At 58.8% G+C, this 22,886-nt stretch carries 38 protein-coding genes; 37 read left to right on the top strand and 1 reads right to left on the bottom strand.

Annotated features, from left to right (window positions below; genetic code table 11):
- Positions 1 to 5 precede the first annotated feature (5 nt).
- From rpsL to lipA, 37 genes are all read left to right on the top strand, one after another.
- Positions 6 to 377, top strand: coding sequence for a 30S ribosomal protein S12 (rpsL, locus tag QMF81_RS00930; protein WP_281751145.1), 372 nt, complete (start codon positions 6 to 8; stop codon positions 375 to 377).
- Between the two features lie 17 nt (positions 378 to 394).
- Complete coding sequence (gene rpsG / locus QMF81_RS00925) at positions 395 to 865, top strand: 30S ribosomal protein S7 (RefSeq protein WP_281751143.1); 471 nt, start codon at positions 395 to 397, stop codon at positions 863 to 865.
- Between the two features lie 12 nt (positions 866 to 877).
- Positions 878 to 2,950, top strand: coding sequence for an elongation factor G (fusA, locus tag QMF81_RS00920; RefSeq protein ID WP_281751141.1), 2,073 nt, complete (start codon positions 878 to 880; stop codon positions 2,948 to 2,950).
- 12 nt (positions 2,951 to 2,962) lie between these two features.
- A complete protein-coding gene (tuf, locus tag QMF81_RS00915) occupies positions 2,963 to 4,156 on the top strand; it encodes an elongation factor Tu (RefSeq protein ID WP_281751139.1) in 1,194 nt (397 codons plus the stop codon).
- A 3-nt stretch (positions 4,157 to 4,159) separates the two neighbouring features.
- Positions 4,160 to 4,477, top strand: a complete 318-nt coding sequence (gene rpsJ / locus QMF81_RS00910; RefSeq protein WP_281752886.1) for a 30S ribosomal protein S10 — start codon at positions 4,160 to 4,162, stop codon at positions 4,475 to 4,477.
- 27 nt (positions 4,478 to 4,504) lie between these two features.
- Positions 4,505 to 5,137 carry a 50S ribosomal protein L3 gene (gene rplC / locus QMF81_RS00905; RefSeq protein WP_281751137.1) on the top strand — a complete coding sequence of 211 codons (633 nt, stop codon included), beginning with the start codon at positions 4,505 to 4,507 and terminating at the stop codon, positions 5,135 to 5,137.
- Positions 5,138 to 5,149: 12 nt separating this feature from the next.
- Complete coding sequence (gene rplD / locus QMF81_RS00900; protein WP_281752884.1) at positions 5,150 to 5,770, top strand: 50S ribosomal protein L4; 621 nt, start codon at positions 5,150 to 5,152, stop codon at positions 5,768 to 5,770.
- Positions 5,770 to 6,060, top strand: a complete 291-nt coding sequence (gene rplW / locus QMF81_RS00895; RefSeq protein WP_281751135.1) for a 50S ribosomal protein L23 — start codon at positions 5,770 to 5,772, stop codon at positions 6,058 to 6,060. Before rplD ends, rplW begins: the two co-directional genes overlap by 1 nt.
- Before the next feature lie 3 nt (positions 6,061 to 6,063).
- On the top strand, positions 6,064 to 6,894 hold the full coding sequence (gene rplB, locus QMF81_RS00890) for a 50S ribosomal protein L2 (RefSeq protein WP_281751134.1): 831 nt from the start codon (positions 6,064 to 6,066) through the stop codon (positions 6,892 to 6,894).
- An 8-nt stretch (positions 6,895 to 6,902) separates the two neighbouring features.
- The gene (gene rpsS / locus QMF81_RS00885) at positions 6,903 to 7,175 is read left to right on the top strand and encodes a 30S ribosomal protein S19 (protein ID WP_281751131.1); all 273 of its coding nucleotides are present in this window, start codon (positions 6,903 to 6,905) and stop codon (positions 7,173 to 7,175) included.
- A 14-nt stretch (positions 7,176 to 7,189) separates the two neighbouring features.
- Positions 7,190 to 7,522, top strand: coding sequence for a 50S ribosomal protein L22 (gene rplV / locus QMF81_RS00880; RefSeq protein WP_281751129.1), 333 nt, complete (start codon positions 7,190 to 7,192; stop codon positions 7,520 to 7,522).
- Positions 7,523 to 7,534: 12 nt separating this feature from the next.
- Positions 7,535 to 8,173: a 30S ribosomal protein S3 gene (gene rpsC, locus QMF81_RS00875; protein WP_281751127.1), complete on the top strand. Its 639-nt coding sequence runs from the start codon at positions 7,535 to 7,537 to the stop codon at positions 8,171 to 8,173.
- A complete protein-coding gene (rplP, locus tag QMF81_RS00870; protein WP_281751125.1) occupies positions 8,173 to 8,580 on the top strand; it encodes a 50S ribosomal protein L16 in 408 nt (135 codons plus the stop codon). Before rpsC ends, rplP begins: the two co-directional genes overlap by 1 nt.
- Before the next feature lie 3 nt (positions 8,581 to 8,583).
- A complete protein-coding gene (rpmC, locus tag QMF81_RS00865; RefSeq protein WP_281751123.1) occupies positions 8,584 to 8,781 on the top strand; it encodes a 50S ribosomal protein L29 in 198 nt (65 codons plus the stop codon).
- Positions 8,781 to 9,047 carry a 30S ribosomal protein S17 gene (gene rpsQ, locus QMF81_RS00860; RefSeq protein ID WP_281751121.1) on the top strand — a complete coding sequence of 89 codons (267 nt, stop codon included), beginning with the start codon at positions 8,781 to 8,783 and terminating at the stop codon, positions 9,045 to 9,047. The genes rpmC and rpsQ overlap by 1 nt, the downstream gene beginning before the upstream one ends.
- A gap of 11 nt (positions 9,048 to 9,058) precedes the next feature.
- Complete coding sequence (gene rplN, locus QMF81_RS00855) at positions 9,059 to 9,427, top strand: 50S ribosomal protein L14 (protein ID WP_281751119.1); 369 nt, start codon at positions 9,059 to 9,061, stop codon at positions 9,425 to 9,427.
- Positions 9,427 to 9,756, top strand: coding sequence for a 50S ribosomal protein L24 (gene rplX / locus QMF81_RS00850; protein WP_281751117.1), 330 nt, complete (start codon positions 9,427 to 9,429; stop codon positions 9,754 to 9,756). The genes rplN and rplX overlap by 1 nt, the downstream gene beginning before the upstream one ends.
- Before the next feature lie 9 nt (positions 9,757 to 9,765).
- Positions 9,766 to 10,305 (top strand): 50S ribosomal protein L5, encoded by a 540-nt coding sequence (gene rplE / locus QMF81_RS00845; protein WP_281751115.1) that lies wholly within the window; start codon positions 9,766 to 9,768, stop codon positions 10,303 to 10,305.
- 13 nt (positions 10,306 to 10,318) lie between these two features.
- Positions 10,319 to 10,504, top strand: a complete 186-nt coding sequence (locus QMF81_RS00840) for a type Z 30S ribosomal protein S14 (RefSeq protein WP_281751113.1) — start codon at positions 10,319 to 10,321, stop codon at positions 10,502 to 10,504.
- A 13-nt stretch (positions 10,505 to 10,517) separates the two neighbouring features.
- Complete coding sequence (gene rpsH, locus QMF81_RS00835) at positions 10,518 to 10,901, top strand: 30S ribosomal protein S8 (protein WP_281751111.1); 384 nt, start codon at positions 10,518 to 10,520, stop codon at positions 10,899 to 10,901.
- Between the two features lie 11 nt (positions 10,902 to 10,912).
- Positions 10,913 to 11,452, top strand: coding sequence for a 50S ribosomal protein L6 (gene rplF / locus QMF81_RS00830; protein WP_281751109.1), 540 nt, complete (start codon positions 10,913 to 10,915; stop codon positions 11,450 to 11,452).
- Between the two features lie 8 nt (positions 11,453 to 11,460).
- Entirely contained in the window at positions 11,461 to 11,814 is a 354-nt protein-coding gene (gene rplR / locus QMF81_RS00825) for a 50S ribosomal protein L18 (protein WP_281751107.1), read from the top strand.
- A gap of 15 nt (positions 11,815 to 11,829) precedes the next feature.
- On the top strand, positions 11,830 to 12,324 hold the full coding sequence (rpsE, locus tag QMF81_RS00820; RefSeq protein ID WP_281751105.1) for a 30S ribosomal protein S5: 495 nt from the start codon (positions 11,830 to 11,832) through the stop codon (positions 12,322 to 12,324).
- Between the two features lie 10 nt (positions 12,325 to 12,334).
- Positions 12,335 to 12,505: a 50S ribosomal protein L30 gene (rpmD, locus tag QMF81_RS00815; protein ID WP_281751104.1), complete on the top strand. Its 171-nt coding sequence runs from the start codon at positions 12,335 to 12,337 to the stop codon at positions 12,503 to 12,505.
- Complete coding sequence (gene rplO / locus QMF81_RS00810) at positions 12,502 to 12,948, top strand: 50S ribosomal protein L15 (RefSeq protein ID WP_281751102.1); 447 nt, start codon at positions 12,502 to 12,504, stop codon at positions 12,946 to 12,948. The genes rpmD and rplO overlap by 4 nt, the downstream gene beginning before the upstream one ends.
- Before the next feature lie 4 nt (positions 12,949 to 12,952).
- Complete coding sequence (gene secY, locus QMF81_RS00805) at positions 12,953 to 14,266, top strand: preprotein translocase subunit SecY (protein ID WP_281751100.1); 1,314 nt, start codon at positions 12,953 to 12,955, stop codon at positions 14,264 to 14,266.
- Positions 14,263 to 15,030, top strand: a complete 768-nt coding sequence (gene map, locus QMF81_RS00800) for a type I methionyl aminopeptidase (RefSeq protein WP_281751098.1) — start codon at positions 14,263 to 14,265, stop codon at positions 15,028 to 15,030. Before secY ends, map begins: the two co-directional genes overlap by 4 nt.
- Before the next feature lie 23 nt (positions 15,031 to 15,053).
- Positions 15,054 to 15,167, top strand: a complete 114-nt coding sequence (gene rpmJ, locus QMF81_RS00795) for a 50S ribosomal protein L36 (RefSeq protein ID WP_281752882.1) — start codon at positions 15,054 to 15,056, stop codon at positions 15,165 to 15,167.
- Positions 15,168 to 15,185: 18 nt separating this feature from the next.
- Positions 15,186 to 15,557 carry a 30S ribosomal protein S13 gene (gene rpsM, locus QMF81_RS00790; protein WP_281751096.1) on the top strand — a complete coding sequence of 124 codons (372 nt, stop codon included), beginning with the start codon at positions 15,186 to 15,188 and terminating at the stop codon, positions 15,555 to 15,557.
- A gap of 20 nt (positions 15,558 to 15,577) precedes the next feature.
- Positions 15,578 to 15,967 carry a 30S ribosomal protein S11 gene (gene rpsK / locus QMF81_RS00785; protein ID WP_281751094.1) on the top strand — a complete coding sequence of 130 codons (390 nt, stop codon included), beginning with the start codon at positions 15,578 to 15,580 and terminating at the stop codon, positions 15,965 to 15,967.
- 14 nt (positions 15,968 to 15,981) lie between these two features.
- Positions 15,982 to 16,608, top strand: coding sequence for a 30S ribosomal protein S4 (gene rpsD / locus QMF81_RS00780; protein WP_281751093.1), 627 nt, complete (start codon positions 15,982 to 15,984; stop codon positions 16,606 to 16,608).
- A 12-nt stretch (positions 16,609 to 16,620) separates the two neighbouring features.
- On the top strand, positions 16,621 to 17,664 hold the full coding sequence (locus tag QMF81_RS00775; RefSeq protein WP_281751091.1) for a DNA-directed RNA polymerase subunit alpha: 1,044 nt from the start codon (positions 16,621 to 16,623) through the stop codon (positions 17,662 to 17,664).
- A complete protein-coding gene (gene rplQ, locus QMF81_RS00770; protein WP_281751089.1) occupies positions 17,654 to 18,055 on the top strand; it encodes a 50S ribosomal protein L17 in 402 nt (133 codons plus the stop codon). Before QMF81_RS00775 ends, rplQ begins: the two co-directional genes overlap by 11 nt.
- Before the next feature lie 86 nt (positions 18,056 to 18,141).
- Positions 18,142 to 19,059: a LysR substrate-binding domain-containing protein gene (locus QMF81_RS00765; protein WP_281751087.1), complete on the top strand. Its 918-nt coding sequence runs from the start codon at positions 18,142 to 18,144 to the stop codon at positions 19,057 to 19,059.
- Entirely contained in the window at positions 19,056 to 20,090 is a 1,035-nt protein-coding gene (selD, locus tag QMF81_RS00760; protein ID WP_281751085.1) for a selenide, water dikinase SelD, read from the top strand. The genes QMF81_RS00765 and selD overlap by 4 nt, the downstream gene beginning before the upstream one ends.
- Positions 20,091 to 20,116: 26 nt before the next feature.
- Positions 20,117 to 21,586, top strand: coding sequence for an ASKHA domain-containing protein (locus tag QMF81_RS00755; protein WP_281751084.1), 1,470 nt, complete (start codon positions 20,117 to 20,119; stop codon positions 21,584 to 21,586).
- A complete protein-coding gene (lipA, locus tag QMF81_RS00750; RefSeq protein ID WP_281751082.1) occupies positions 21,583 to 22,503 on the top strand; it encodes a lipoyl synthase in 921 nt (306 codons plus the stop codon). Before QMF81_RS00755 ends, lipA begins: the two co-directional genes overlap by 4 nt.
- Here lipA and QMF81_RS00745 read toward each other — a convergent pair.
- The gene (locus tag QMF81_RS00745; RefSeq protein ID WP_281751080.1) at positions 22,500 to 22,877 is read right to left on the bottom strand and encodes a DUF3568 family protein; all 378 of its coding nucleotides are present in this window, start codon (positions 22,875 to 22,877) and stop codon (positions 22,500 to 22,502) included. The genes lipA and QMF81_RS00745 overlap by 4 nt on opposite strands.
- Positions 22,878 to 22,886 lie beyond the last annotated feature (9 nt).

The following is a 22,886-nucleotide window of genomic DNA, read 5'->3' as shown; positions in this document are numbered from 1 at the left end:
GAGCCATGCCCACAATTAACCAATTGGTGCGTAAGGCGCGGGCCAAGCAGCATAAGCCCAACAAGCGTGCTGCCTTGCAGCAATGTCCGCAGCGCCGGGGTGTTTGCGTGCGTGTGTATACCACTACGCCCAAAAAGCCCAATTCGGCATTGCGGAAAGTTGCCCGTGTCCGCCTGACCAACGGGATCGAGGTGACCTCGTACATCCCCGGGGAAGGCCATAATCTGCAGGAGCATTCGGTGGTGATGATCCGCGGCGGTCGTGTCAAAGACTTGCCCGGTGTGCGGTACACCATCATTCGCGGTACGCTCGATGCGGCTGGCGTTCAGGATCGCCGGAAGAGCCGGTCGAAGTATGGTGCGAAACGTCCGAAATAAGTGAGGGGGAATAAGGTATGCCGCGTAAGGGTCCTGCGCCGCGGCGCGAGGTGTTGCCCGATCCCAAGTATGGGAGCCGTCTCGTCGCCAAGTTCATCAACCAGATGATGGTGGATGGGAAGAAGAGCGTTTCGGAAAAGATATTGTACGCCGTGATGGATGAAGTGGCTCGGCGTTTGGAAATGGAGCCGCTCAAGGCCTTTGAGCAGATCGTCGACAAGGTGAAGCCGCAGATGGAAGTCAAGTCCCGTCGGGTGGGCGGTGCGACGTACCAGGTGCCCATGGAAGTGCGCCCGGCACGTCAAGAGGCATTGGCTATTCGTTGGCTGATTACATATGCGCGTTCCCGTGGCGAAAAAGGCATGGTGCAGCGTTTGACGGCTGAATTTGTGGATGCGTTTCATGAGCGCGGTGGTGCCATGAAAAAGCGGGAAGACACCCACCGCATGGCGGAAGCAAACAAGGCTTTTGCCCATTATCGTTGGTAAACGAGGTTTTTCGTGTCCAAGCGAGTCCCCATAGAACGGCAGCGGAACATCGGTATTATGGCCCACATTGATGCGGGCAAGACGACGACTACCGAGCGGATTCTCTTTTATACCGGTGTTTCGCACAAGATTGGTGAAGTCCATGACGGCCAGGCCACCATGGACTGGATGGAGCAGGAGCAGGAGCGTGGCATCACGATCACCTCTGCGGCGACCACGTGCTTTTGGAAGGAGCATCGGATCAATATCATCGATACCCCGGGGCATGTGGATTTTACCGTAGAAGTGGAGCGCTCGTTGCGTGTTCTCGATGGCGCGGTGGCGGTGTTCTGCGCGGTGGGTGGGGTGGAACCCCAGTCGGAGACCGTGTGGCGCCAGGCAGACCGGTATCGGGTCCCTCGCATTGCCTTTGTGAACAAAATGGACCGTTCTGGCGCGGATTTCTTCCGTGTGGTCGGGATGATCCGCGACCGCCTCAAAGCCAAGCCGGTACCCATCCATCTCCCCATTGGATCGGAAGAAAACTTCCAGGGGCAGGTGGACCTGGTGCGCAATGTGGCGCTTTACTACGACGAAGAGTCGCAGGGCCAGAAGATCGAGGTGCGGGAAATCCCGGCGGAGCTGGCGGACCAGGCGGCCGAATGGCGCCATCAGCTCATGGAGGCTATCGCCGAAGAAGACGAGTCGTTGCTGGAGAAATACCTGGGTGGCGAGGAACTCTCCACTGAGGAGATCCTGCAAGGCATTCGCCAGGCGACCATTGGCATGCGGATCTGTCCGGTGCTGTGTGGTTCGGCCTTTAAGAACAAGGGCGTGCAGGCGCTGTTGGACGCAGTGGTGGATTTTCTCCCTTCTCCAGTAGATATCCCGCCCATGACCGGTACAGATCCCGAGACTGGCGAGGAAGTGCAGTGCGTCTGCTCGGATGACGAGCCGTTGGCGGCTTTGGCGTTCAAGCTGATGGCAGATCCCTTTATCGGTCACCTCACCTTCCTGCGCATCTATTCCGGTGTCCTTGAAGCCGGCTCTACGGTGCTCAATGCCAATACCGGCAAGAAGGAGCGCATTGGCCGCCTGCTCAAGATGCACGCCAACAAACGCGAGGAGATCAAAGAGGCCTTTGCGGGGGACATCGTGGCGGCTGTGGGACTCAAGCTGACCGCTACTGGCGAGACCTTGTGCGATTTGAAGCGCGTGGTGCAACTCGAGTCCATGGACTTCCCCGAGCCGGTTATCGAGGTGGCCATTGAGCCCAAGACCAAGACGGATCGGGATTCGCTGTCCCAGGCCCTGCAGAAACTGACCAAAGAGGACCCCTCCTTCCGGGTGAAGACCAACGAAGAGACAGGGCAGACGCTCATCGCAGGTATGGGTGAGCTGCATCTGGAGATCATCGTGGACCGTCTCATCCGGGAATTCAAGGTGGACGCCAACGTGGGGCAACCGCAGGTGGCGTACCGGGAGACCATCACCAAACCGGCGGAGAAGGACCTCAAATACGCGAAACAGAGTGGTGGACGGGGACAGTACGGGCACGTGGTCATCAAGGTATTTCCGCAGGAGCCGGGCGCTGGATACGAGTTCGTCAACTCTATTGTGGGCGGTGTTATTCCTAAGGAATACATCCCTGCAGTGGATAAAGGTATCCGTGATGCCTTACAGAATGGTGTGCTCGCCGGATTTCCCATGGTGGATGTGAAAGTGGAATTGGTGCATGGCTCCTACCATGAGGTGGATTCCTCGGAGCAGGCTTTTTACATTGCTGGTTCCATGGCGGTGAAGGAGGCCTGCCGTCAGGCGGCCCCGGTACTGCTTGAGCCCATCATGTTCGTGGAAGTGCTGACTCCTGACGATTATATGGGCGATGTCATTGGTGACCTCAACGGCCGTCGTGGTCGCATTGTGAACATGGAGCCTCGTCAGGGCATGCAGATCGTCCGTGCGCATGTGCCGCTCAGCAACATGTTCGGCTATGCCACGGACTTGCGTTCCCGCACGCAGGGGCGTGCAACCTATACCATGCTGTTCGATCATTACGACCGGGTGCCGGCCAATTTGGCCGAGGAACTCATTAAGAAGGCGTAAGGGGCAAAGATTATGGCGAAGCAGAAGTTTGAACGGAAGAAGCCGCACGTCAACATTGGCACCATTGGTCACATTGACCATGGGAAGACGACGCTGACGGCAGCGATCACGAAGATTGCGAGCATGCGTGGGCATGGCCAGTACGTGGGTTTTGATCAGATCGACAAGGCTCCGGAAGAGAAGGAGCGCGGTATTACCATTGCGACGGCGCACGTGGAGTACGAGACCGAGAAGCGGCACTATGCGCATGTGGATTGCCCGGGGCACGCGGACTACATCAAGAACATGATTACGGGTGCGGCGCAGATGGACGGTGCCATCATCGTGGTGGCGGCCACCGATGGTCCCATGCCGCAGACCCGGGAGCACATTCTTTTGGCTCGTCAGGTGGGGGTGCCCTACCTGGTGGTGTTCCTCAACAAGGTGGACCTTGTGGATGACGAGGAGCTCATCGAGCTGGTGGAGATGGAAGTGCGGGAGCTTCTGACCAAGTACGAGTTCCCTGGGGACGAGGTGCCGGTGATCCGCGGCTCGGCGCTCAAGGCATTGGAGTGTGAGTCCATCGATTCTCCGGACGCCAAGCCCATTTTGGAGCTTCTGGACGCATGCGACAGCTATATTCCGGACCCGGTGCGCGAGATCGACAAGCCGTTTTTGATGCCCATTGAAGACGTGTTTTCCATTTCCGGCCGTGGCACGGTGGTGACCGGTCGTGTGGAGCGCGGTGTGATCAAGGTGGGCGACGAAGTGGAGATTGTGGGTTTCCGGGAGACCCGCAAGACCACGTGTACGGGCGTGGAGATGTTCCGCAAGCTGCTTGACGAAGGTCAGGCGGGTGACAACATCGGTGCGCTGTTGCGTGGTGTGAAGCGTGACGAGGTGGAGCGTGGTCAGGTGTTGGCCAAGCCGGGTTCCATCACGCCGCACACCAAGTTTGTGGCCGAGGTGTATGTCCTGAGCAAGGAAGAAGGCGGTCGTCATACGCCGTTCTTCTCGGGCTATCGTCCGCAGTTTTACTTCCGCACCACGGATGTGACGGGAGTGGTGACCCTCAACGAGGGTGTGGAGATGGTGATGCCGGGGGACAACACCACGTTCCACGTGCAGCTCATCAATCCTGTGGCCATGGAGAAGGGTCTGCGTTTCGCCATCCGCGAGGGTGGTCGTACCGTGGGCGCTGGCGTGGTCTCGGAAATCGTGGAGTAGTGGATCATGATGATGCAAAGCGATAAGATCCGCATCAAATTGCGTGCCTACGACTACCGTATTTTGGACAAAGCTGTAGCGGAGATTGTGGACTCTGCACGCAACACAGGTGCGTCCATTGCAGGTCCGATCCCTCTACCGACTCGTATTCACAAGCAGACTATTCAGAAGTCGGTGCATGTGGATAAAAAGTCGCGGGAACAGTTTGAGCTGCGTGTGCATAAGCGTCTCTTGGACATCCTGGAGCCCACTCAGCAGACCGTGGATGCTTTGGGGAAATTGAATCTTCCTGCTGGCGTTGATGTCGAGATCAAGCTGTAAGCAGGATTATTATAGAGGCGAATTGTTATGAAGCAGACCATGGGACTTGTGGGCAGAAAGATCGGCATGACCCGTATTTTTGGGCCGGATGGCAATGCTATCCCGGTGACGGTGATTCAGGCTGGTCCCTGTCCTATTGTGGAGAAAAGAACTCCCGAGCGCAATGGGTATTCTGCGCTGCAGATTGGTTTTGAGGAAGTGCCTGCGCATCGCCTCAACAAACCGGAGCGAGGCCATCAGCAGAAGGCAAATTGTGGCTTTTATAAAATGCTGAAGGAAATTCGCTTGCCGGATGCCTCGGGCTTCGAGGTGGGTCAGAGTCTGACTGTGGAGATCTTCCAGCGTGGCGACCGTGTTGCGGTTACGGGGACATCCAAGGGCCGCGGCTTTGCCGGTGTAATCCGCCGCTGGAACTTCGGCGGCGCCCCTGCCACGCACGGCCATGAGAAGGTACATCGGAAGCCGGGCTCCATTGGCCAGTGCGCATGGCCGAGCAAAGTATTCAAGGGCAAGAAGCTCCCTGGCCACTACGGGGCGAAGCGCTCTACGGTCCTCAATGTGGAGATCGTAGATGTCCGGCCCGAGGAAAACGTGGTGCTTGTTCGTGGCCAGGTGCCCGGCCCCAAGCAGGGGATCGTGGTCTTGCGGAAGATGAAATAAAGGATGCGTACCATGGCACATACAAAGGTAGTCAATCAACGCAATGAGGTCGTCGGTGAGATGGACTTGGCCGACGAGATTTTCCGCGTCGAGATTCGGCCGGAAATCCTTCACCTAGCAGTGCGTTCCCATCTCGCCAAATTGCGTGCAGGTACCGTGGGCGTGAAGACTCGGGGATTGGTGCGCGGTGGCGGCAAGAAGCCGTGGCGCCAGAAAGGGACGGGCCGTGCTCGGGCCGGATCCATCCGCTCCCCTCTGTGGCGTGGCGGTGCGGTGGTGCATGGCCCGGTGGCGCGTGATTATGGCTTCAAGATCAACAAGCAGGTCCGCCGATTGGCCTTGAAGATGGCGCTTTCGAGCAAATATGCCACAGAGAGTCTGGTGGTGGTGGACAAGCTGGCCTTGGAGCGCATCAAGACCAAGGATTTCGTCGCCTGCGCCAAAGGTCTGGGCCTGAAAAAAGCCTTGATTGTTGTGAGTGAACCCGATAGCAATCTTACTCTTTCGGCCCGGAACGTGCCGGGTATGTTGGTGGTGGAGCCTTCTGCCATCAATGTTTACGAAATCCTGAAATATCCTCAGCTGGTGCTGGATAAGGGCGCCGTCGAGGCCTTGCATGCGAGGTTGAAGTGATGGAGAGCACGCAAATTTTGTTGCGGCCGCTCATTTCCGAGAAGACCACCTTGATGAAGCAGAATGCCAATCAGGTGGCTTTTCTCGTGCATCCGGCTGCCAACAAGATCGATGTACAGCGCGCCGTGGAGGATGTGTTCGGCGTGCAGGTGACGGCGGTGAACATGGTTCGCTATCGTCCCCGGGTACGGACAAAATTCGGTCGGGCCGCGGGCAAGATTCGGGGCTATAAGAAGGCCTATGTGACCCTTGCTCCAGGGGCTTCCATCGACTTTTTCGAAGGGGTTTGATGTATGGCGATTCGGAAACTCAAGCCGACTTCTCCAGGCCGGCGGACGCAAACGGTGCATACCTTCGAGGAAATCACCAAGGTCGAGCCGGAAAAGTCCCTTACCGTGGGGCTGTGCAAGAAGAGCGGCCGGAATCATTTTGGCCGGATTACGGCCCGCCGTCGTGGCGGCGGGGTCAAGCGGCGCTACCGGATCATCGATTTCAAGCGCAACAAGCTGGACATCCCCGCCCGTGTAGCCAGTATCGAGTACGATCCCAATCGGAGCGCGCGTATTGCCCTGCTTTCGTATGCGGACGGCGAGAAGCGCTATATTTTGTGCCCGGTGGGCCTGCAGGTGGGAGACACCGTCGTGGCCGGGGACTCCGCGGACATCAAGCCCGGCAATGCCCTGCCTTTGGGTCGGATTCCGCTGGGTACGTTGGTCCACAACGTGGAGCTTCATCCTGGCCGCGGCGGTCAGATGGCGCGGTCTGCGGGCACCTATGCCCAGCTTATCGCCAAGGAAGGGACGTATGCCCTGCTGCGTCTGCCTTCGGGCGAAGTGCGCAAGGTCTTGGCGACGGCCATGGCTACCGTGGGTCAGGTGGGGAACTTGGAGCATGAGAACATCTCTTTGGGTAAGGCTGGCCGCAACCGTTGGTTGGGGCGGCGTCCGAAGGTGCGTGGCGTGGCCATGAACCCTGTGGACCATCCCTTGGGTGGTGGCGAGGGCCGGAGTTCCGGTGGTCGCCATCCGGTGACCCCGTGGGGTAAGCCCACCAAGGGTGCCAAGACGCGTTCGCCCAAGAAGGCGTCCTCCAAGTTTATCGTCAAACCCCGCGGTACCAAGTAGGAGTAGCTATGCCGAGATCCCTCAAAAAAGGCCCCTTTGTGGATGACCATCTCCTCAAAAAGGTGGAAAAGGCCAACGCAGAGCGGAGCCGTCAGGTGATCAAGACCTGGTCCCGCCGTTCCACGATTATCCCTGAGATGGTGGGGCTGACTTTTGCGGTGCACAACGGCAAGAAGTTTGTGCCAGTGTTCGTGTCGGAAAATATGGTGGGGCACAAGCTCGGCGAGTTTGCCCCCACGCGGACGTTCTTCGGCCACGCCGCAGACAAGAAGAAGAAATAAGGCGGGAAGGAGATATGGAAGCGAAAGCCGTTGCCAAGTTTCTGCGCGTCTCGCCCCAGAAGGCGCGGCTCGTGGCGCGTAACGTCACGGGCAAGCCTGTGGAAGATGCCTTGAACATTTTGAAGTTTACTCCCAAGAAGGCAGCCCGTCTCATTGAGAAAGTTTTGGCCTCCGCCATCGCCAATGCCGAGCACAATGCGAATTTGGATGTCGATAGCCTGCTGGTGAAGGAGATCCGTATCGACGGTGGTCCAAGCTGGAAGCGCATTCGTCCTCGGGCCATGGGCCGTGCGTACCGCATTATCAAGAGAACCAGCCACATTACAGTGGTCGTGGACGAGCGATAGGAGGACAGAGCCTTGGGTCACAAAGTACATCCTTACGGATTTCGTGTCGGCTATAATAAGCCTTGGAAATCGCGTTGGTTCAGCGACAAGAAATATGCAGAGTATGTTTTCGAAGACCATAAGCTGCGTCGCTATGTCAAAGATAAGCTGAATCACGCCGGGATTGCCAAGATTGATATTGAGCGTGCGGCGGACAAGGTTCGTCTGATTCTGTATACGGCTCGTCCGGGTATCGTTATCGGCCGAAAGGGCGCAGAAATTGAGAAGATGCGCTTGGAGCTGCGCCAGAAGTTCGGTCGCGAGTTTGCCATCGAGGTCAACGAAATTCGTCGGCCCGAGATTGAGGCGCAGTTGGTGGCGGAGTCCATTGCCCAGCAGTTGGAACGGCGGGTGGCCTTTCGTCGGGCCATGAAGAAGACGATTTCGCTAGCGCAAAAATTTGGTGCTCAGGGCATCAAGGTGCAGGTGAGCGGCCGTTTGGGCGGTGCGGAAATCGCACGTACCGAGTGGGCCCGTGAAGGTCGTGTGCCGCTGCATACCTTGCGCGCCGACATCGACTATGGCCTGGCCTTGGCCAAGACCACATACGGGGTCATCGGGGTCAAGGTGTGGGTCTTCAAGGGCGAGATTTTGAGTGAGGTGAATAGCTGATGCTCAGTCCAAAACGCACCAAATTCAGAAAGCAGCAGAAGGGACGGGTTCGGGGGGTCGCCCAGCGCGCCACCACCGTTGCCTTTGGTGATGTGGGCCTCAAGGCCCTTGAGTGTGGCAAGATCACGAGCCAGCAGATTGAGGCGGCCCGTATTGCCATGATGCGGCATATCAAGCGTGGCGGCCAGGTCTTTATCCGCATCTTTCCGGACAAAGTGATCACGGCCAAGCCATTGGAAGTGCGCCAGGGGAGTGGAAAGGGTTCTCCCGTGGGATGGTGTGCTCCGGTGCAGCGTGGTCGGATGTTGTACGAGATCAAGGGCGTTGATGTTGAGCTTGCCAAGGAAGCTTTGCGCAGAGCGGCGCATAAACTGCCGATCAAGACTATGATAGTCGAAAAGGAGTAATGCATGAACGCTCAGGAATTGCGTGCGATGGATGCCGCAAAGCTCAACGAAAAGCTGCAGGAGTTCCGTAAGGAGTTGATGAATCTCCGTTTCCAGCATGCCACTGCGCAGCTGGAAAATACGCAAAGAATACCGCAAGTCAAAAAATCCATTGCTCGGATTTTGACTGTCTTGAAAGAGAAGCAGATGGAGACAAGGTGATGAGCAATAGCGGTAAGACTTCGAACAAGAGAACTCTTGTTGGCTTCGTCGTGAGCGACAAGAATGACAAGACCATCGTCGTCCGCGTTGAAACCTTGGTCAAGCATCCTATCTTGAAGAAATACATTCGCCGTAGAAAGAAGTTTATGGCGCATGACCCCAACAATGAGTGTCGCGTGGGCGATAAGGTCCAGATTGTGGAACATCGTCCGCTGAGTGCGCATAAGAACTGGCATTTGGTGAAAATTATTGAACGGGCGTTGTAGGGGTATCCGTTATGATTCAGATGCAAACGACGTTGGATGTCGCGGACAACTCCGGGGCCAAGAAGGTAGCCTGCATCAAGGTGCTCGGCGGCAGCAAGCGTCGCTATGCCCAGGTTGGGGATGTGATCATGGTCTCAGTGAAAGAGGCCATCCCCCATGGCAAGGTGAAAAAAGGCGATGTGCTGCAAGCGGTGATCGTGCGGACGAAAAAAGAGATCGGTCGCCCGGATGGCACCTACATCCGCTTTGATACCAACTCTGCGGTCCTGCTGAACAAGAACATGGAGCCCATTGGCACCCGTATTTTTGGGCCGGTGGCCCGAGAGCTGCGGGCCAAGAACTTCATGAAAATTGTCTCTCTCGCTCCCGAGGTGCTGTAATGGCTAATCGCGTCTGGAAGATTCATAAAGACGATACCGTGATGGTCCTTGCGGGCAAAGACAAGGGCAAGATCGGTAAGGTGACGCGTATTTTGCGTGATAAAAATAAAGTCGTCGTGGAGAAGGTGAATGTGGTGAAGAAGCACATGAAGCCGAATCCATATGCAGGACAGCCAGGGGGGATCGTCGAAAAAGAGATGCCCATTGATGTGTCCAATGTGCAGTTGGTGTGCCCGGCGTGCGCCAAGCCGACGCGGGTGGGCTACCGCTTCACCGAAGACGACAAGAAACTGCGCTACTGCAAAAAGTGCAACGAAACGATCAGCTAAGGTGTCGTGATGACCAACCTCGAAAAGATCTACAGGGAAAAAGTCGCCCCTGAGCTCGCCAAGGAATTTCAGTACAAATGCGTTATGGAAGTTCCGCGGATTACCTATGTTTCGTTGAACATGGGGTTGGGCGAGGGAAGCCAGAACAATAAGCTTATCCAGGATTCTGTACGCGATTTGACTCTGATTGCAGGACAGAAGGCCGTTGTGACGCGGGCCAAAAAATCCATCGCTGCGTTCAAGCTGCGTGAAGGGATGCCCGTTGGATGCCGCGTGTCCTTGCGTCGGGATAGAATGTGGGCTTTTCTGGAGAAGCTGATCCTTATTGCGCTTCCGCGGGTGCGCGACTTCCGTGGAATTCCCGACCGTGGCTTTGATGGCCGTGGGAATTATACGCTGGGCATCAAGGAGCATACCATTTTCCCGGAGATCGAGATGGATAAGGTCGAGAAGGCCGTCGGTATGAATATCTCGATTGTTACAACGGCAAAAACGGATAAAGAAGCCAAGATGCTTCTCAAGCTCCTTGGAATGCCTTTCAGGAAGTAAGGAGGAATGTAACTTGACTCGTACATCCTTGATGGTCAAGGCTCAGCGGAAGCCCAAGTTTTCCACTCGGAAATACAATAGATGTCCTATCTGTGGACGTCCGCGTGCCTTTTTGCGGAAATTTGGTGTGTGCAGAATTTGTTTTCGGAACCTGGCACTGGCTGGTGAGCTGCCTGGTGTGCGCAAATCGAGCTGGTAGAATGGGAGGCTCCATGGCTGTTGTTGATCCTATCGCGGATTTGCTGACGAGAATTCGCAATGCCCATATGGCGCGCCATACTCAGGTGGCCATGTCTCCCAGCCGGATGCGGGAAAGTATCCTGACGATCCTCCAGGAAGAAGGCTTTATTGAGCAGTTTGAGAAACGGGATGGTGCGTTGGTGGTGCGCCTCAAGTACCACGACCACAAGCCCGTCATTTCTGGGCTCCGTCGTGTCAGTAAGCCTGGCCGCCGGGTGTATGTTCAGGCTGCGCAGATCCCGTCGGTGCAGAATGGTTTGGGGATTTGTATCCTTTCCACCTCCCAGGGGGTGATGGAAGGCAAGCATGCAAGCGCCAAGGGGATCGGCGGCGAGCTGATCTGCGAGATCTGGTAGGGAGGGAAGCGATGTCTCGAGTTGGAAAATTGCCCATCCCTGTTCCTGCGGGCGTGGACATTGCCATTGCTTCGGATGCCATTACGGTCAAAGGGCCGAAGGGGACGGTTACCCTTGCCCAGCATCCGGCCGTGGAAGTGGTGCTCGAGGGGGGCGTGGCAGCGGTACGTCGCCGTGATGACTCCCGCATTGCCCGCCAGCAGCATGGCCTGCGCCGGACCTTGTTGGCCAATGCGATTGTGGGCGTCACCAAGGGATTTGAGAAGTCTCTGGAAGTGGTTGGCGTGGGATATAAGGTGAATGTGCAGGGCAATACGGTGGTGCTGTCGGTGGGATACTCTCACCCGGTCAACTATGCGCTCCCTCAGGGCATCCAGGCCAAGGTGGATGGCAATAAGATTGTCATCTCGGGCTGTGACAAGCAGGTGGTGGGCGAAGTGGCTGCGCAGATTCGCCGCGTGCGGGAGCCTGAGCCGTATAAGGGTAAGGGAATCAAGTACGTGGACGAAGTGATCCGTCGCAAGGCCGGTAAGTCCGGCGGTAAGAAGTAGGTGGACGTATGACGTTGTCCAAACAAGAAGCACGAAAAAAGCGTAAGGTTCGGATTCGGAAAAAGATTTCCGGGACTCCGGAGCGTCCTCGCTTGGTGGTCTTCCGTTCCAACAAGCATATCTATGCGCAAATCGTTGACGACTCCCGAGGGGTGACCCTGGCTGCGGCGTCTACGTTGAATCTTGAGGAAAGCGCGGTGAGCCTGACGGTGGAGTCCGCCAAGCGGGTGGGCCTGAAGATCGCGGAAGAGGCCAAGAAGAAAGATATCTCCGCGGTGGTCTTCGACCGCAATGGCTTTTTGTTCCATGGCCGCGTGAAGGCCGTAGCCGATGGCGCCCGGGAAGGCGGTCTGAACTTTTAAGCGCCGGGGATATCCATGCAGCAGCACAACGAATTGGAACTTATCGAGCGGCTTGTCGCTCTCAATCGTGTGGCCAAGGTGGTCAAGGGTGGCCGTCGCTTCAGCTTTAGCGCTTTGGTGGTGGTCGGCGATGGCAAGGGCCGGGTCGGCTTCGGGTTGGGCAAGGCCAACCAGGTGCCGGATGCCATTCGCAAGGCAACGGATCATGCGCGGAAGAATATGGAGTCCGTGGCCTTGGTGGACGGGACCATCCCGTACGATGTCATTGGCGAGTTTGGTGCAGGGCGCGTGCTCCTCAAACCGGCTTCGGCGGGCACGGGGATCATTGCCGGTGGCCCGGTGCGTGCCGTCATGGAGGCCGTGGGTGTCCATGACATCCTCACCAAGGCCATTGGCACCAACAATCCCCACAATGTGGTGCGCGCCACCTTTGCCGGGTTGCGTTCCTTGCGCGGCGCGGAACAGGTGAGTTCCATGCGGGGCAAAACCCTGACCATCAAGCGAAAGTAGGCGGTTTCCCATGCTCAAGGTGAAATTGATCAAGAGTCTCATCACCCAACCGACGGCGCAGCGGAAAATTGTCGCGGCCCTGGGGCTGCGACGGCTCCATCAGGTTCGGGAGCTCCCCGATAATCCCTGTACCTGGGGCATGATTCGCAAAGTCCAGCATCTGGTGGAGGTGGTTCGATGAACTTGTATGAGCTCTATCCGTTCCCGGAGGAACGCTCGCAGCGCAAACGTCTGGGCCGGGGCAATGCCTCGGGTCAGGGCGGCACCGCTGGCCGCGGACACAAGGGACAGAAGGCCCGCAGTGGCGGGAAAGTGGCTCCGGGATTTGAAGGTGGGCAGATGCCTCTCTTCCGGCGTCTTCCCAAGCGGGGGTTCAAAAATCCTTTCCGCGTCGAATATCAGCCCGTTGCTTTGGGGACCATTGCGTCGGCGTTTGCAGGTAAGGCCGAGGTGAGTGTTGAGGACCTGTATGCGGCACGTCTCGCTCGTGAAGGGGCGCCGGTGAAGGTGCTCTCCGACGGCGAGTTGACCTCGGCCATGCGCATCACCGCGCATAAGTTCAGCAAAAAGGCTGTGGAAAAGATCTCCGCCGTTGGCGGCACCGCAGTGGCGTTGGAAGGGTGATGCCGTGAGCACGACAAAGGGTGCCAACGCAGGGTTGGACAGCCTCAAGGGCAAGATCTTGTGGACGTTTCTCCTTCTCGCCGTGTACCGGGTGGGCATCCATTTGCCCATCCCCGGGGTGGACGGGAAGGCTTTGGCCGACTTCTTTGCCAGCGTCCAAAACACCTTGTTTGGGCTCTTTGATATGTTCTCGGGAGGCGGACTGCGGAATCTGTCCATCTTTGCCTTGGGCATCATGCCGTACATCTCCGCCTCCATCATCCTTCAATTGCTTACCGTAGTGAGCCCCGAGCTCAAGCGCCTTTCCCGTGAGGAAGGGGCGGCAGGCCGGAAAAAGATCACCCAATACACCCGGTATGCCACGGTGTTGATCTCCGTAGTCCAGGGGCTTGGCATCGCCGTGGGGCTGGAGAGTATGTCGAGCCCTACCGGTGCGTCTGTGGTGTACTTGCCGGGTTGGGGGTTTCGGGCCATCACCGTGATGACGCTCACCGCCGGCACGGTCTTTTTAATGTGGCTGGGGGAAAAGATCACGGAAAAGGGCATTGGCAACGGCATTAGCCTCATCATTTTTGCAGGTATTGCCGCGGGATTGCCCAGTGGCCTGGGCCGGTCGTTGCGCCTGTTGGGAGCTGGTGAGCTTTCGCTTTTCCTGGCCCTGTTGCTTGTGGTGTTCATGGCCGCGGTATTGGTGGGAATCGTGTTCGTGGAGCGCTGCCAGCGTCGGATCCCCATCCATTACGCGAAGCGAATGATCGGGCGGAAACTCTATGGCGGCCAGACCAGCCACCTGCCATTGCGGCTCAATACCGCAGGGGTGATCCCGCCCATCTTTGCCTCGTCGTTGTTGATGTTTCCGGCAACCTTGGCCAATTTTTCCCACGCGGAGATTTTGCAGAGAGTCTCGGAGTGGTTTCGTCCGGACACCGTGCTGTATAACCTTTTGTTTATTGGCCTGATTATTTTCTTCTGCTATTTTTATACAGCGATCATTTTTGACCCCAAGGAAATTGCCGAAAATCTGAAGAAACAAGGCGCCTTCGTCCCAGGGATTCGTCCCGGACAAAAGACCGAGGAATACCTCGACAAGGTGCTCAACCGTTTGACTTTGTGGGGCGCTCTCTATATCTCGATCATTTGCGTTTTGCCGGTTGTACTCATGCGCCAGTTTCATGTCCCCTTCTACTTTGGAGGCACCTCTCTGCTCATTGTGGTGGGCGTGGCCATGGACACCATGAGTCAGGTGCAGTCCCATCTCATCTCGGGCCAGTACGAGGGGCTGCTTGCCAAGGCCCGGGTGAAAGGGCGTCGGGCATGAAAAAATACCGGGGCATTTTCCTGAAGAACGATCAGGAAATCGCTGCGCTGGAACGATCGAATCGTATCGTGGCGGAGATTTTAGACCGGATCTGTTCCATGGTCCGACCTGGGATCACCACCATGGATTTGGAAGAGCAGGCTGTTGTGCTGTGTACGGAATATGGCGTGCAGCCTGCCTTTAAAGGGTATCACGGGTTCCCGTATGCCCTGTGTTGTTCGGTGAACGAAGAAATCGTGCATGGTTTTCCTTCGCTGCGCCCATTGCGGGAAGGAGACCTCTTGTCCATTGATTTCGGCGTGGTGTGTGATGGTTTTTATGGTGATTCGGCTCGGACGGTAGGTGTGGGATCTATTGCGGAGGACGCGGCTCGTCTTCTGGAAGTGACCGAGCGCTCCCTCTATCTGGGGATTGCGCAGGCGCAGCCAGGAAACGACCTCTACGATATTTCCCGTGCGGTGCAGGAATATGTGGAGGGGCAGGGGTTCCATGTGATCCGGCGGTTTGTGGGGCACGGTATCGGCCGTATGCTCCATGAAAAGCCGGAGGTGCCTAATTTTGTTCCTCGGGGTGCATCGCGTCTGCCGCTTCGGCCAGGGATGGTCCTGGCGATCGAACCTATGGTGGCGGTGGGAACCGAGCTTGTCGATATCCTCTCCGACGGCTGGACCGCAGTCACGAAGGATCGAAGCCTCGCCGCCCATTTTGAACATTCCGTGGCCATCACGGAAAAAGGACCAATCATCTTAAGTCGGCTTTCGTAAGCTGGCATGAGGGAGATGTGCGTATGAAAGTGCGGCCTTCCGTTCGGAAAGTATGCCCAAAGTGCAAGTTGATCAAACGCAAGGGCGTCTTGCGGGTTATCTGTGAAAATGCCCGGCATAAGCAGCGCCAGGGCTAGCGGAATGAGGGGGAACGTGTGGCGAGATTAGTCGGTGTTGATTTGCCGCGGAACAAGCGGCTCGATATTGCGTTGACCTATATTTATGGCATCGGTCGAGCAACTGCGCTCAAGATTCTCGATGCGACGGGCATCGATTGGACGAAGAAGAGCGATGACCTGACCGCCGATGACATCAACGCCTTGCGCAAGGAAATCGAGGCGAACTACAAGGTGGAAGGTGACCTGCGCCGCGAGGTGGTGACCAGCATTAAGCGGCTCATGGATATCGGCTGCTATCGTGGGCTTCGGCATCGTAAGGGCTTGCCTTGTCGTGGTCAGCGGACGCACACCAACGCGCGCACCCGCAAGGGACCGCGTCGGGCTGTGGTGGGGAAAAAGAAGAAGTAAGGTGAGGAGCGAAAATCGTTATGGCGAAACCACAGCGCGTGACCAAAAAGAAAGAAAAGCGCAATATTCCGGTGGGGATTGCGCATATTACCAGCTCGTTTAACAACACTATCGTGACCTTTACCGATCCTGCGGGGAACGTGGTAAGTTGGGCGAGTGCCGGTGCTTCGGGATTTCGTGGATCCCGCAAGAATACCCCGTTTGCGGCGCAGAAAGCCGCGGAGACCGCTGCCCGCAAGGCTATGGATTGCGGAATGCGTACCGTGGGGATTTATGTCAAAGGTCCGGGCGCGGGCCGCGAGTCGGCTATGCGTGCCATCAATGCCTTGGGGATGCGGGTCGTCTTTATTCGCGACGTCACTCCCATCCCGCATAATGGATGCCGTCCGCCTAAACGCCGTCGAGTCTAAGAGGGGGAGTAGCCTTGGCTAGATATACGGAAGCAAAATGCAGAATTTGTCGCCGTGAGGGCACGAAGTTGTTCCTCAAGGGAGACCGCTGCTATACGGATAAATGCGCTTTTGATCGTCGCCCGTACGCTCCTGGCGATCATGGAAAGATGCGGAAGAAGCCCAGTAACTACGCCTTGCAGCTGCGGGAAAAGCAGAAAGTGCGTCGGATGTATGGGCTGCTTGAGGGACAATTCCGCCGCTACTTCCAGGAAGCCGATCGGCGCAAGGGTGTGACAGGTACCAATTTGTTGGTACTTCTGGAATCGCGCATCGACAATATCGTGTACCGCATGGGCTTTGCCCATTCCCGCGCTCAGGCACGCCAATTGGTGCGTCATGGTTTGTTCCGTCTCAATGGGCATAAGGTGAACGTGCCTTCGGTACGGCTGCGTCCCGGAGACGTGATCGAAGTGCGGGAGCGTTCCAAAAAGAATCTGGTGATTGCGGAATCTCTGGAGACTGTGGCCCGGCGCGGGGTGCCGGCATGGCTGGATGTCGATCCTACGGCCATGCGCGGAACCGTAAAAGCCCTGCCCACGCGTGAGGATTTGACCTTCCCCATGACCGAGCAGCTCATCGTCGAACTCTACTCCAAATAAAGGGCGGTACCCATGAGTTCTCTGAGCGGAGACAGCAAGGTTTTCGTCCGCAATTGGGCGGAGCTCGTCCGGCCATCGCAGCTGGAGTGCGATCCCAAGTCCAACGACACCTACGGGAAGTTCATCTGCGAGCCCTTGGAGCGTGGTTTCGGGACCACCATTGGCAATGCCCTGCGCCGTGTGCTGCTCTCTTCGTTACAAGGGGCGGCCCCTGTGGCCCTGAAGATCCAGGGAATCCAGCACGAGTTCACGACCATCCCCGGGGTAATCGAGGATGTGACGGACATCGTCCTCAATATCAAGCAACTACGCATCGCCATGGACACGGCGGAACCCCAGCGGGTGCAGCTCGTGGCCAATTCCCGGGGGCCGGTGACCGCATCCGCCATCCGCGAGAACCAGCACGTGCGGATCCTCAATCCAGACTTGCACATCGCCACCCTTTCCGAGGACGTGGAGTTGGTCATGGATCTGGAGATTCGCATGGGCAAAGGTTACGTGCCCGCGGACATGCATGAAGACCTGGATCTGCAGATCGGGGTGATTGCCTTGGATGCCAGCTTCTCGCCCATTCGGAAGGTGGCCTATACCGTGGAACAGGCCCGTGTGGGCCAGATGACCAACTACGACAAGCTCATCCTGGAGGTCTGGACCGACGGCTCGGTGCGTCCGGAAGATGCCGTGGCCTACAGCGCCAAGATACTCAAAGATCAGCTTTCGGTGTTCATCAATTTCGACGAAAGTTCGGCGGATATCCAGCACGCCAAGGCAAAACCCCAGGCGCAGATCAACGAGCATCTCTTCAAGACCATCGAAGAATTGGAACTTCCGGTGCGTGCGGCCAATTGCCTCAAGAGCGCCGGTATCCATTTGGTGGGTGAACTGGTCCAGAAGACCGAAAACGAGCTCCTCAAAACCAAGAACTTTGGCCGTAAGTCCCTGGAGGACATCCGGCGGGTGCTGGAGAGCATGGGTTTGGATTTCGGTCTCGCCATTGATAACTTCGACGCCTTGTACCAAGATTGGCTGAAGAGGAACGAGAACAATGAGGCATAGAAAATCAGGCAGAAAACTTGGCCGTACCTGGGAGCACCGCAAAGCCATGATGCGGAATATGGCGCGCTCCTTGGTGGAGCATGAGCGCATCCGCACCACGGAACCCAAGGCCAAGGAACTCAAGATCTTGGCTGACAAATTGGTCAGCTTGGCCAAGGAGAATTCCCTGCATGCCCGCCGTCAGGCCTATGCGGTGCTGGGAAGCCATAGCAGCGTCCAGAAGCTTTTTGATGTCATCGGTCCCCGGTTTCAGGGAGTCTCGGGAGGCTACACCCGGGTGGTGAAATTCGCCCTCCCGCGGCCCGGGGACTGCGCTCCCATGGCGCTCATCGAGTTCTCTGTGGGGGCACCAGCCTCCGCAGCAAGCGCTGAAGAAGCTCAAGCCGAGTAACGGACGCCATCACCAAGGCAGGGACTCCCCCTGCCTTTTTTTGTGCGCTTATGGATAGTTTCGTTCTATGCGAGGAATAGGTGCCCATGGATATCCATAAGATTATTGCTTTTGCCAAGGTGTACGAGTTGCGGAGTTTCTCCAAGGCCGGCAAGGAGCTCTACTTGTCGCAGCCGACCATCAGCGCCCATGTTGCGGCCTTGGAGAGCGAGCTGGAAGTATTGCTTTTTGACCGGATCGGCAGGTCCGTAGTGCCGACCAAGGCCGGCCACATCCTCTACCGGCATGCGCAGTCCATGTTCGCGGCCGTGCACCTAGCCAAGGCCGAAATCCGCCAATTGCAGGATCGGGTGGCCGGCGAGGTGGATCTGGGTGGAAGTTCCATCCCTGCCCATTATTTGCTTCCGGAATTTTTGGCATGGTTTCACGCCCGCTACCCTGAGGTGCTGGTGGACCTGCGCATTGGGGATTCGGCCGAGATGATGGAGGCGGTGCAGGAAGGGGCGCTGACCGTGGCAGTGGTGGGAAGCGCTCCCTCGAGTCCGGACCTGCGGGCCGTGCCGCTCCTTCGCGATGACGTGGCCTTGGTCATGAGCCCGGAGCTGGCCAAACGCTTCGAGGGCCTTTCCGGTGTTGCGCTCTTTCGCGCCCTGCCCTGGGTGGTGCGGGAGGTGGGCTCCGGCACCCGGCAGGTGATGGAGCAGGCGCTTTGGGCCTTGGGGCTTTCGTGGCAGGACATTCGCCCGGTGGCGGTGGTACGTCAGGCGAGTATCATGGCCCGTTGTTTGGAAGCAGGCATGGGAGCAGGCATGACATCCACACTGACGGTGCGGGACGCCTTGGAGCAGGGGCGGCTGGTGCGCGTGGAGGTGCCTGATGTGGTGGTGGAGCGGCAATTCTACCTCGTGCATCACGCCAAACAGACGTTGTTCCCTGCCGTATACCGGTTGATGGAAGAGCTCCCGGGCTGGCTCTCCCAGAGGTTTGCCGCGGAGGACGTATGAAGCTCACGCACTTTGCCCACGCCGCTGGCTGAGCCGCCAAGCTCGCTCCAGGGGACCTGGAGCAGGCATTGGCGGCACTGGTGCCGGAGGACGATCCCCGCCTGGTTTTGGGGCTCGGCAACAATGAGGACGCAGCGGTGCTGCGGTTCCCTGCGGGGCAATATTTGGTGCAGACCGTGGATTTTTTGACCCCCATCGTGGACGATCCGTTTGCCTTCGGGCGCATTGCCGCGGCCAACGCCCTTTCGGACGTCTTTGCCATGGGGGGACGGCCTTTTGCGGCCATGAATATCGTGGGGTTCCCCATAAAGACCATGGACCTGCAGGTGCTGCGGGAGATTTTGCGCGGAGGGGCCGATGCCGTGCGCGAGGCCGGGGCGGTACTGGTCGGTGGGCACAGCGTGCAGGACACGGAGATCAAATATGGGCTTTCGGTATCTGGCGTCCTTGACCCCCAGGTCCTTGCCTCCAACACGGGACTTCGCCCTGGTGATCACCTGCTTTTGACCAAACCCATCGGCACCGGGGTCTTGGCCACGGCCATCAAGGCCAATTGGGAAGGGGCGGATGCCATGGAAGCGGAGCTGGTGCGCTGGGCAGGCCGGCTCAACCGCGCTGGCGGTGCGGCCATCGCCCGTTTTGGACTGCGTGCGGCAACGGATGTGACGGGCTTTGGCTTGGTCGGGCACGTGCTGGAAATGGCGGCGGCATCCCGGTGTCAGGTGGTGCTGCGTGCGGATGCCGTGCCGCTGCTTTCTGGAGTGCGGGATTTGGCGGCCATGGGCCTGCTTCCGGAAGGCAGCCATGCCAATCGGAAATTCTGCGCGTGCCGGGTGCGCATCGCCCCGCACGTGGATCCCCTGGTGGCGGACATGCTCTTCGACGCCCAGACCTCCGGTGGATTGGTATTGGCGGTGCCTGAGGCCATGCGTGGGGCAGTGCGCGATTTTCTCCTTTCCTGCGGTGATCTGGCGGCAGAGATCGGCTGGGTGGAGGGCCCGGCAGAGGCCGGCCTGGTGGTGGTGGAGTGACGGTTCGGGTGCGAAGCACGCACGGCGTGCAGACCGTGCCTGCGCGCGCAGGGCAAACGTGGCTGGAGCTGCTCTTCGAAGCCGGGCTCTTTGCGTCGCGCGCGGTATGCGCAGGCATTGGCCTGTGCGGGGCGTGTCGGATTCGTTTCGAGGCCGGGGCCCCGGAACCGTGCGCCGAAGACCGCCTACGGCTTGGCGTGGACGAGCTGGCCGCCGGGTGGCGTTTGGCGTGCCGGCATCTACCGCTTTCTGGTCAGCAGGTGGAATGGCTTGGCGAAGGTCCTGGGCGCGTTGTGCCTGCATACCCCGCGCAGATCCTTGCGGTGGATGTGGGCACCACCGCCCTCAAGTGGGCGTACGCCGCGCCGGAATACGGCCCCTTTTCCACCCCCAATCCTCAAGCTCCTGCAGGAAGCGACGTGCTCGCCCGGGTCCGGTATGCCTTAAGCCATCCGCAAGGCGCCAGCATCTTGCGCGCAGTGGTGCTGGAGGCCCTGCGGGCCATGGCGGCGCGCGGCGTGCAGGAGGTGGTGGTGGCCGGCAATACCGTCATGATGGCGCTGCTCTTGGGAGTGTCTGTGGCTGGGCTGGGTGCTGCGCCGTACCGCATGCCTGTGTTTGGAGGACCGCTGTGCCTGGCCGCAGACCTGCCGCCGGTGTACGTGCCGCCGCCCCTTGCCCCGTTTGTGGGAAGCGACCTCAGCGCAGGGGTCATCGCCTGTCTGGCGGACGGACTCCCGCAGCCTTTTGTGTTGGTGGATTTGGGCACCAATGGGGAAATCGTGTGGTATGAAGAGGGGCGCTTGGTGGTGTCCAGTGTGCCCATGGGCCCTGCAGTGGAGGGGGTGGGCCTGCGTTTTGGACGTCTGGCCGGGCCTGGAGTCATCAGCGCGGTGGACGTGGGACCTGCAGGACTGGTGCCTCGGGGCCAAGGGCCGTGGCAGGGGATCTCCGGCACGGGGTATATTTCCCTTTTGGCGGCCTTGCGCCGCATCGGTGTTGTGGACCGGTCCGGGCATTTTACCTCTGCGCCGCCGTCGCCGCTTGCCTGGCGCTTGCGCCGTATGGTGCGGGAAGGGGGGAAGATGCGTGCCTTGCCTGTGGCTGGGCCTGTGGAGCTTTTCGAGGCGGACGTGGAAGAGTTTTTGAAGGTCAAGGCGGCCTTGGTGGCGGCGCTGCAAACGGTACTGGGGCGGGTGCAGGAACGGGTGGCGTGCGTGGCCGTGGCCGGTGCCTTGGGGGGCCATGTGGCGGTGGAGGACTTGCTCACTTTGGGATTTTTTCCGCCCAACTGGCGGGATCGTATCCGGATCGTCGGCAATACTTGCTTACGGGGCGCCCTGCTTTTGGGCACGCAGCCGCAGCTTCGATCCGTGGCCGAAGGACTCCCGCACAGGGTGCAGGTGGTGGACGCCACGGCTCAGCCTGATTTTGCCGCGTGCTATCTCGGGGCCATGCATCTGGGGGAATGGGGGCGCTGGGGGTATGGCGTATGACGTATGAAGAAGCACTGCAGCAGTTGGCAGCGAGCCCGGAAGACCTTCGGGATACGCGGCGGCTGCCACCGTGGCTGCGCACCAACCTCCCGCGCCAGCATCAGTTTGCCCGGACCTTGCGGACGGTGGAAGACCTGGCGGTGGGCACGGTATGTCAGGCGGCGCGCTGCCCGAATATATTCGAGTGTTTTGGCTGCGGCCTCGGGACGTTTTTGATCTTGGGTCCGCGCTGCTCGCGCCATTGCCGGTTTTGTAACGTCCTGGGCGGGTCGCCCGCTCCCGTGGACCCGGATGAACCGAGGCGCGTGGCCGAGGCTGCCGCGCGCTTGGGGCTCAGGCACGTGGTCATTACCTCGGTCACCCGCGACGACCTGCCCGATGGTGGGGCCGGGCATTTTGGGCGCACCATGGAGGCCGTGCGCCAGGCCTGCCCGCAGGCCACCGTGGAAGTGCTCGTTCCCGATTTTTTGGGAGACCGCGCCGCCCTCGAGGTGGTGCTCGCGGCCCGGCCGGACGTGTTCAACCACAACCTGGAGACAGTGCCGCGCCTCTACCCGCAAGTGCGGCCCCAGGCCGATTGGCAACGCAGTCTCCAGGTGCTCGCAGATGCCGTGGCGCGCGGTTTGGTGGTCAAGACAGGCATGATGGTGGGCCTGGGCGAGGAGGATGGGGAAGTCCTGGAAGTCATCGAGCAGGTGGCGGAGGTCGGGTGCCCCATGATGACCATCGGCCAGTACCTTCGTCCGTCTCGCCAGCATTTGCCCGTGGCCCGCTATGTCCATCCCCAGCGCTTTGCAGTGTACGCCGCCTATGGTCAGTCCTTGGGGATTCGGTCCATGGCGTGCGCGCCTTTGGTGCGCAGCAGCTATCATGCCGGCGAAGGGCTTGCGGGCCTTGCGCACCAGGAAGGCGACTAAAGCCGGGCGCCGATGGCGTCCATGATGCGGCGAGAGGCAGTCTCGTCGCCCAGGATCCCCCAGCGTATGGAGACCTTGGTGGTATAGGAACTGGTGGCTTCCAAGGTAATCCACACGGTAGTGTCGCCATCGAGGAATTGGAGGCTTGCCTTGCCGGTCTGTTTTTCTGCGGACTGGAGCGTGAGCCCTAGAGAGGTGGGGGCGCTTTGGGCCGCGGCATATACGGTCTCCAGGTTGCGGTTATACGTTTGCTGGAGCCAGCCCGCCATATACACATAGGTGCCTGCCGCAGCAGCGCCGCCGACGATGACCGCGGCGCATCCAGAGCAGGCCAGGGCGAGGGCCAAAGCAGGGATCAGGATCCACGAACGCATGCCTCCTCC

The sequence above is a fragment of the Thermodesulfomicrobium sp. WS genome, from assembly GCF_027925145.1.
GTDB lineage: Bacteria > Desulfobacterota > Desulfovibrionia > Desulfovibrionales > Desulfomicrobiaceae > Thermodesulfomicrobium.
This window is presented reverse-complemented; position numbering and strand designations above follow the sequence as displayed.

Coding starts and splice junctions, on each gene's coding strand:
- rpsL (WP_281751145.1), top strand. CDS start 6: ATGCCCACAATTAACCAATTGGTGCGTAAGGCGCGGGCCAAGCAGCAT.
- rpsG (WP_281751143.1), top strand. CDS start 395: ATGCCGCGTAAGGGTCCTGCGCCGCGGCGCGAGGTGTTGCCCGATCCC.
- tuf (WP_281751139.1), top strand. CDS start 2,963: ATGGCGAAGCAGAAGTTTGAACGGAAGAAGCCGCACGTCAACATTGGC.
- rplC (WP_281751137.1), top strand. CDS start 4,505: ATGAAGCAGACCATGGGACTTGTGGGCAGAAAGATCGGCATGACCCGT.
- rplD (WP_281752884.1), top strand. CDS start 5,150: ATGGCACATACAAAGGTAGTCAATCAACGCAATGAGGTCGTCGGTGAG.
- rplW (WP_281751135.1), top strand. CDS start 5,770: ATGGAGAGCACGCAAATTTTGTTGCGGCCGCTCATTTCCGAGAAGACC.
- rplB (WP_281751134.1), top strand. CDS start 6,064: ATGGCGATTCGGAAACTCAAGCCGACTTCTCCAGGCCGGCGGACGCAA.
- rpsS (WP_281751131.1), top strand. CDS start 6,903: ATGCCGAGATCCCTCAAAAAAGGCCCCTTTGTGGATGACCATCTCCTC.
- rplV (WP_281751129.1), top strand. CDS start 7,190: ATGGAAGCGAAAGCCGTTGCCAAGTTTCTGCGCGTCTCGCCCCAGAAG.
- rplP (WP_281751125.1), top strand. CDS start 8,173: ATGCTCAGTCCAAAACGCACCAAATTCAGAAAGCAGCAGAAGGGACGG.
- rpmC (WP_281751123.1), top strand. CDS start 8,584: ATGAACGCTCAGGAATTGCGTGCGATGGATGCCGCAAAGCTCAACGAA.
- rpsQ (WP_281751121.1), top strand. CDS start 8,781: ATGAGCAATAGCGGTAAGACTTCGAACAAGAGAACTCTTGTTGGCTTC.
- rplN (WP_281751119.1), top strand. CDS start 9,059: ATGATTCAGATGCAAACGACGTTGGATGTCGCGGACAACTCCGGGGCC.
- rplX (WP_281751117.1), top strand. CDS start 9,427: ATGGCTAATCGCGTCTGGAAGATTCATAAAGACGATACCGTGATGGTC.
- rplE (WP_281751115.1), top strand. CDS start 9,766: ATGACCAACCTCGAAAAGATCTACAGGGAAAAAGTCGCCCCTGAGCTC.
- rpsH (WP_281751111.1), top strand. CDS start 10,518: ATGGCTGTTGTTGATCCTATCGCGGATTTGCTGACGAGAATTCGCAAT.
- rplF (WP_281751109.1), top strand. CDS start 10,913: ATGTCTCGAGTTGGAAAATTGCCCATCCCTGTTCCTGCGGGCGTGGAC.
- rplR (WP_281751107.1), top strand. CDS start 11,461: ATGACGTTGTCCAAACAAGAAGCACGAAAAAAGCGTAAGGTTCGGATT.
- rpsE (WP_281751105.1), top strand. CDS start 11,830: ATGCAGCAGCACAACGAATTGGAACTTATCGAGCGGCTTGTCGCTCTC.
- rpmD (WP_281751104.1), top strand. CDS start 12,335: ATGCTCAAGGTGAAATTGATCAAGAGTCTCATCACCCAACCGACGGCG.
- rplO (WP_281751102.1), top strand. CDS start 12,502: ATGAACTTGTATGAGCTCTATCCGTTCCCGGAGGAACGCTCGCAGCGC.
- map (WP_281751098.1), top strand. CDS start 14,263: ATGAAAAAATACCGGGGCATTTTCCTGAAGAACGATCAGGAAATCGCT.
- rpmJ (WP_281752882.1), top strand. CDS start 15,054: ATGAAAGTGCGGCCTTCCGTTCGGAAAGTATGCCCAAAGTGCAAGTTG.
- rpsK (WP_281751094.1), top strand. CDS start 15,578: ATGGCGAAACCACAGCGCGTGACCAAAAAGAAAGAAAAGCGCAATATT.
- QMF81_RS00775 (WP_281751091.1), top strand. CDS start 16,621: ATGAGTTCTCTGAGCGGAGACAGCAAGGTTTTCGTCCGCAATTGGGCG.
- rplQ (WP_281751089.1), top strand. CDS start 17,654: ATGAGGCATAGAAAATCAGGCAGAAAACTTGGCCGTACCTGGGAGCAC.
- QMF81_RS00765 (WP_281751087.1), top strand. CDS start 18,142: ATGGATATCCATAAGATTATTGCTTTTGCCAAGGTGTACGAGTTGCGG.
- lipA (WP_281751082.1), top strand. CDS start 21,583: ATGACGTATGAAGAAGCACTGCAGCAGTTGGCAGCGAGCCCGGAAGAC.
- QMF81_RS00745 (WP_281751080.1), bottom strand. CDS start 22,877: ATGCGTTCGTGGATCCTGATCCCTGCTTTGGCCCTCGCCCTGGCCTGC.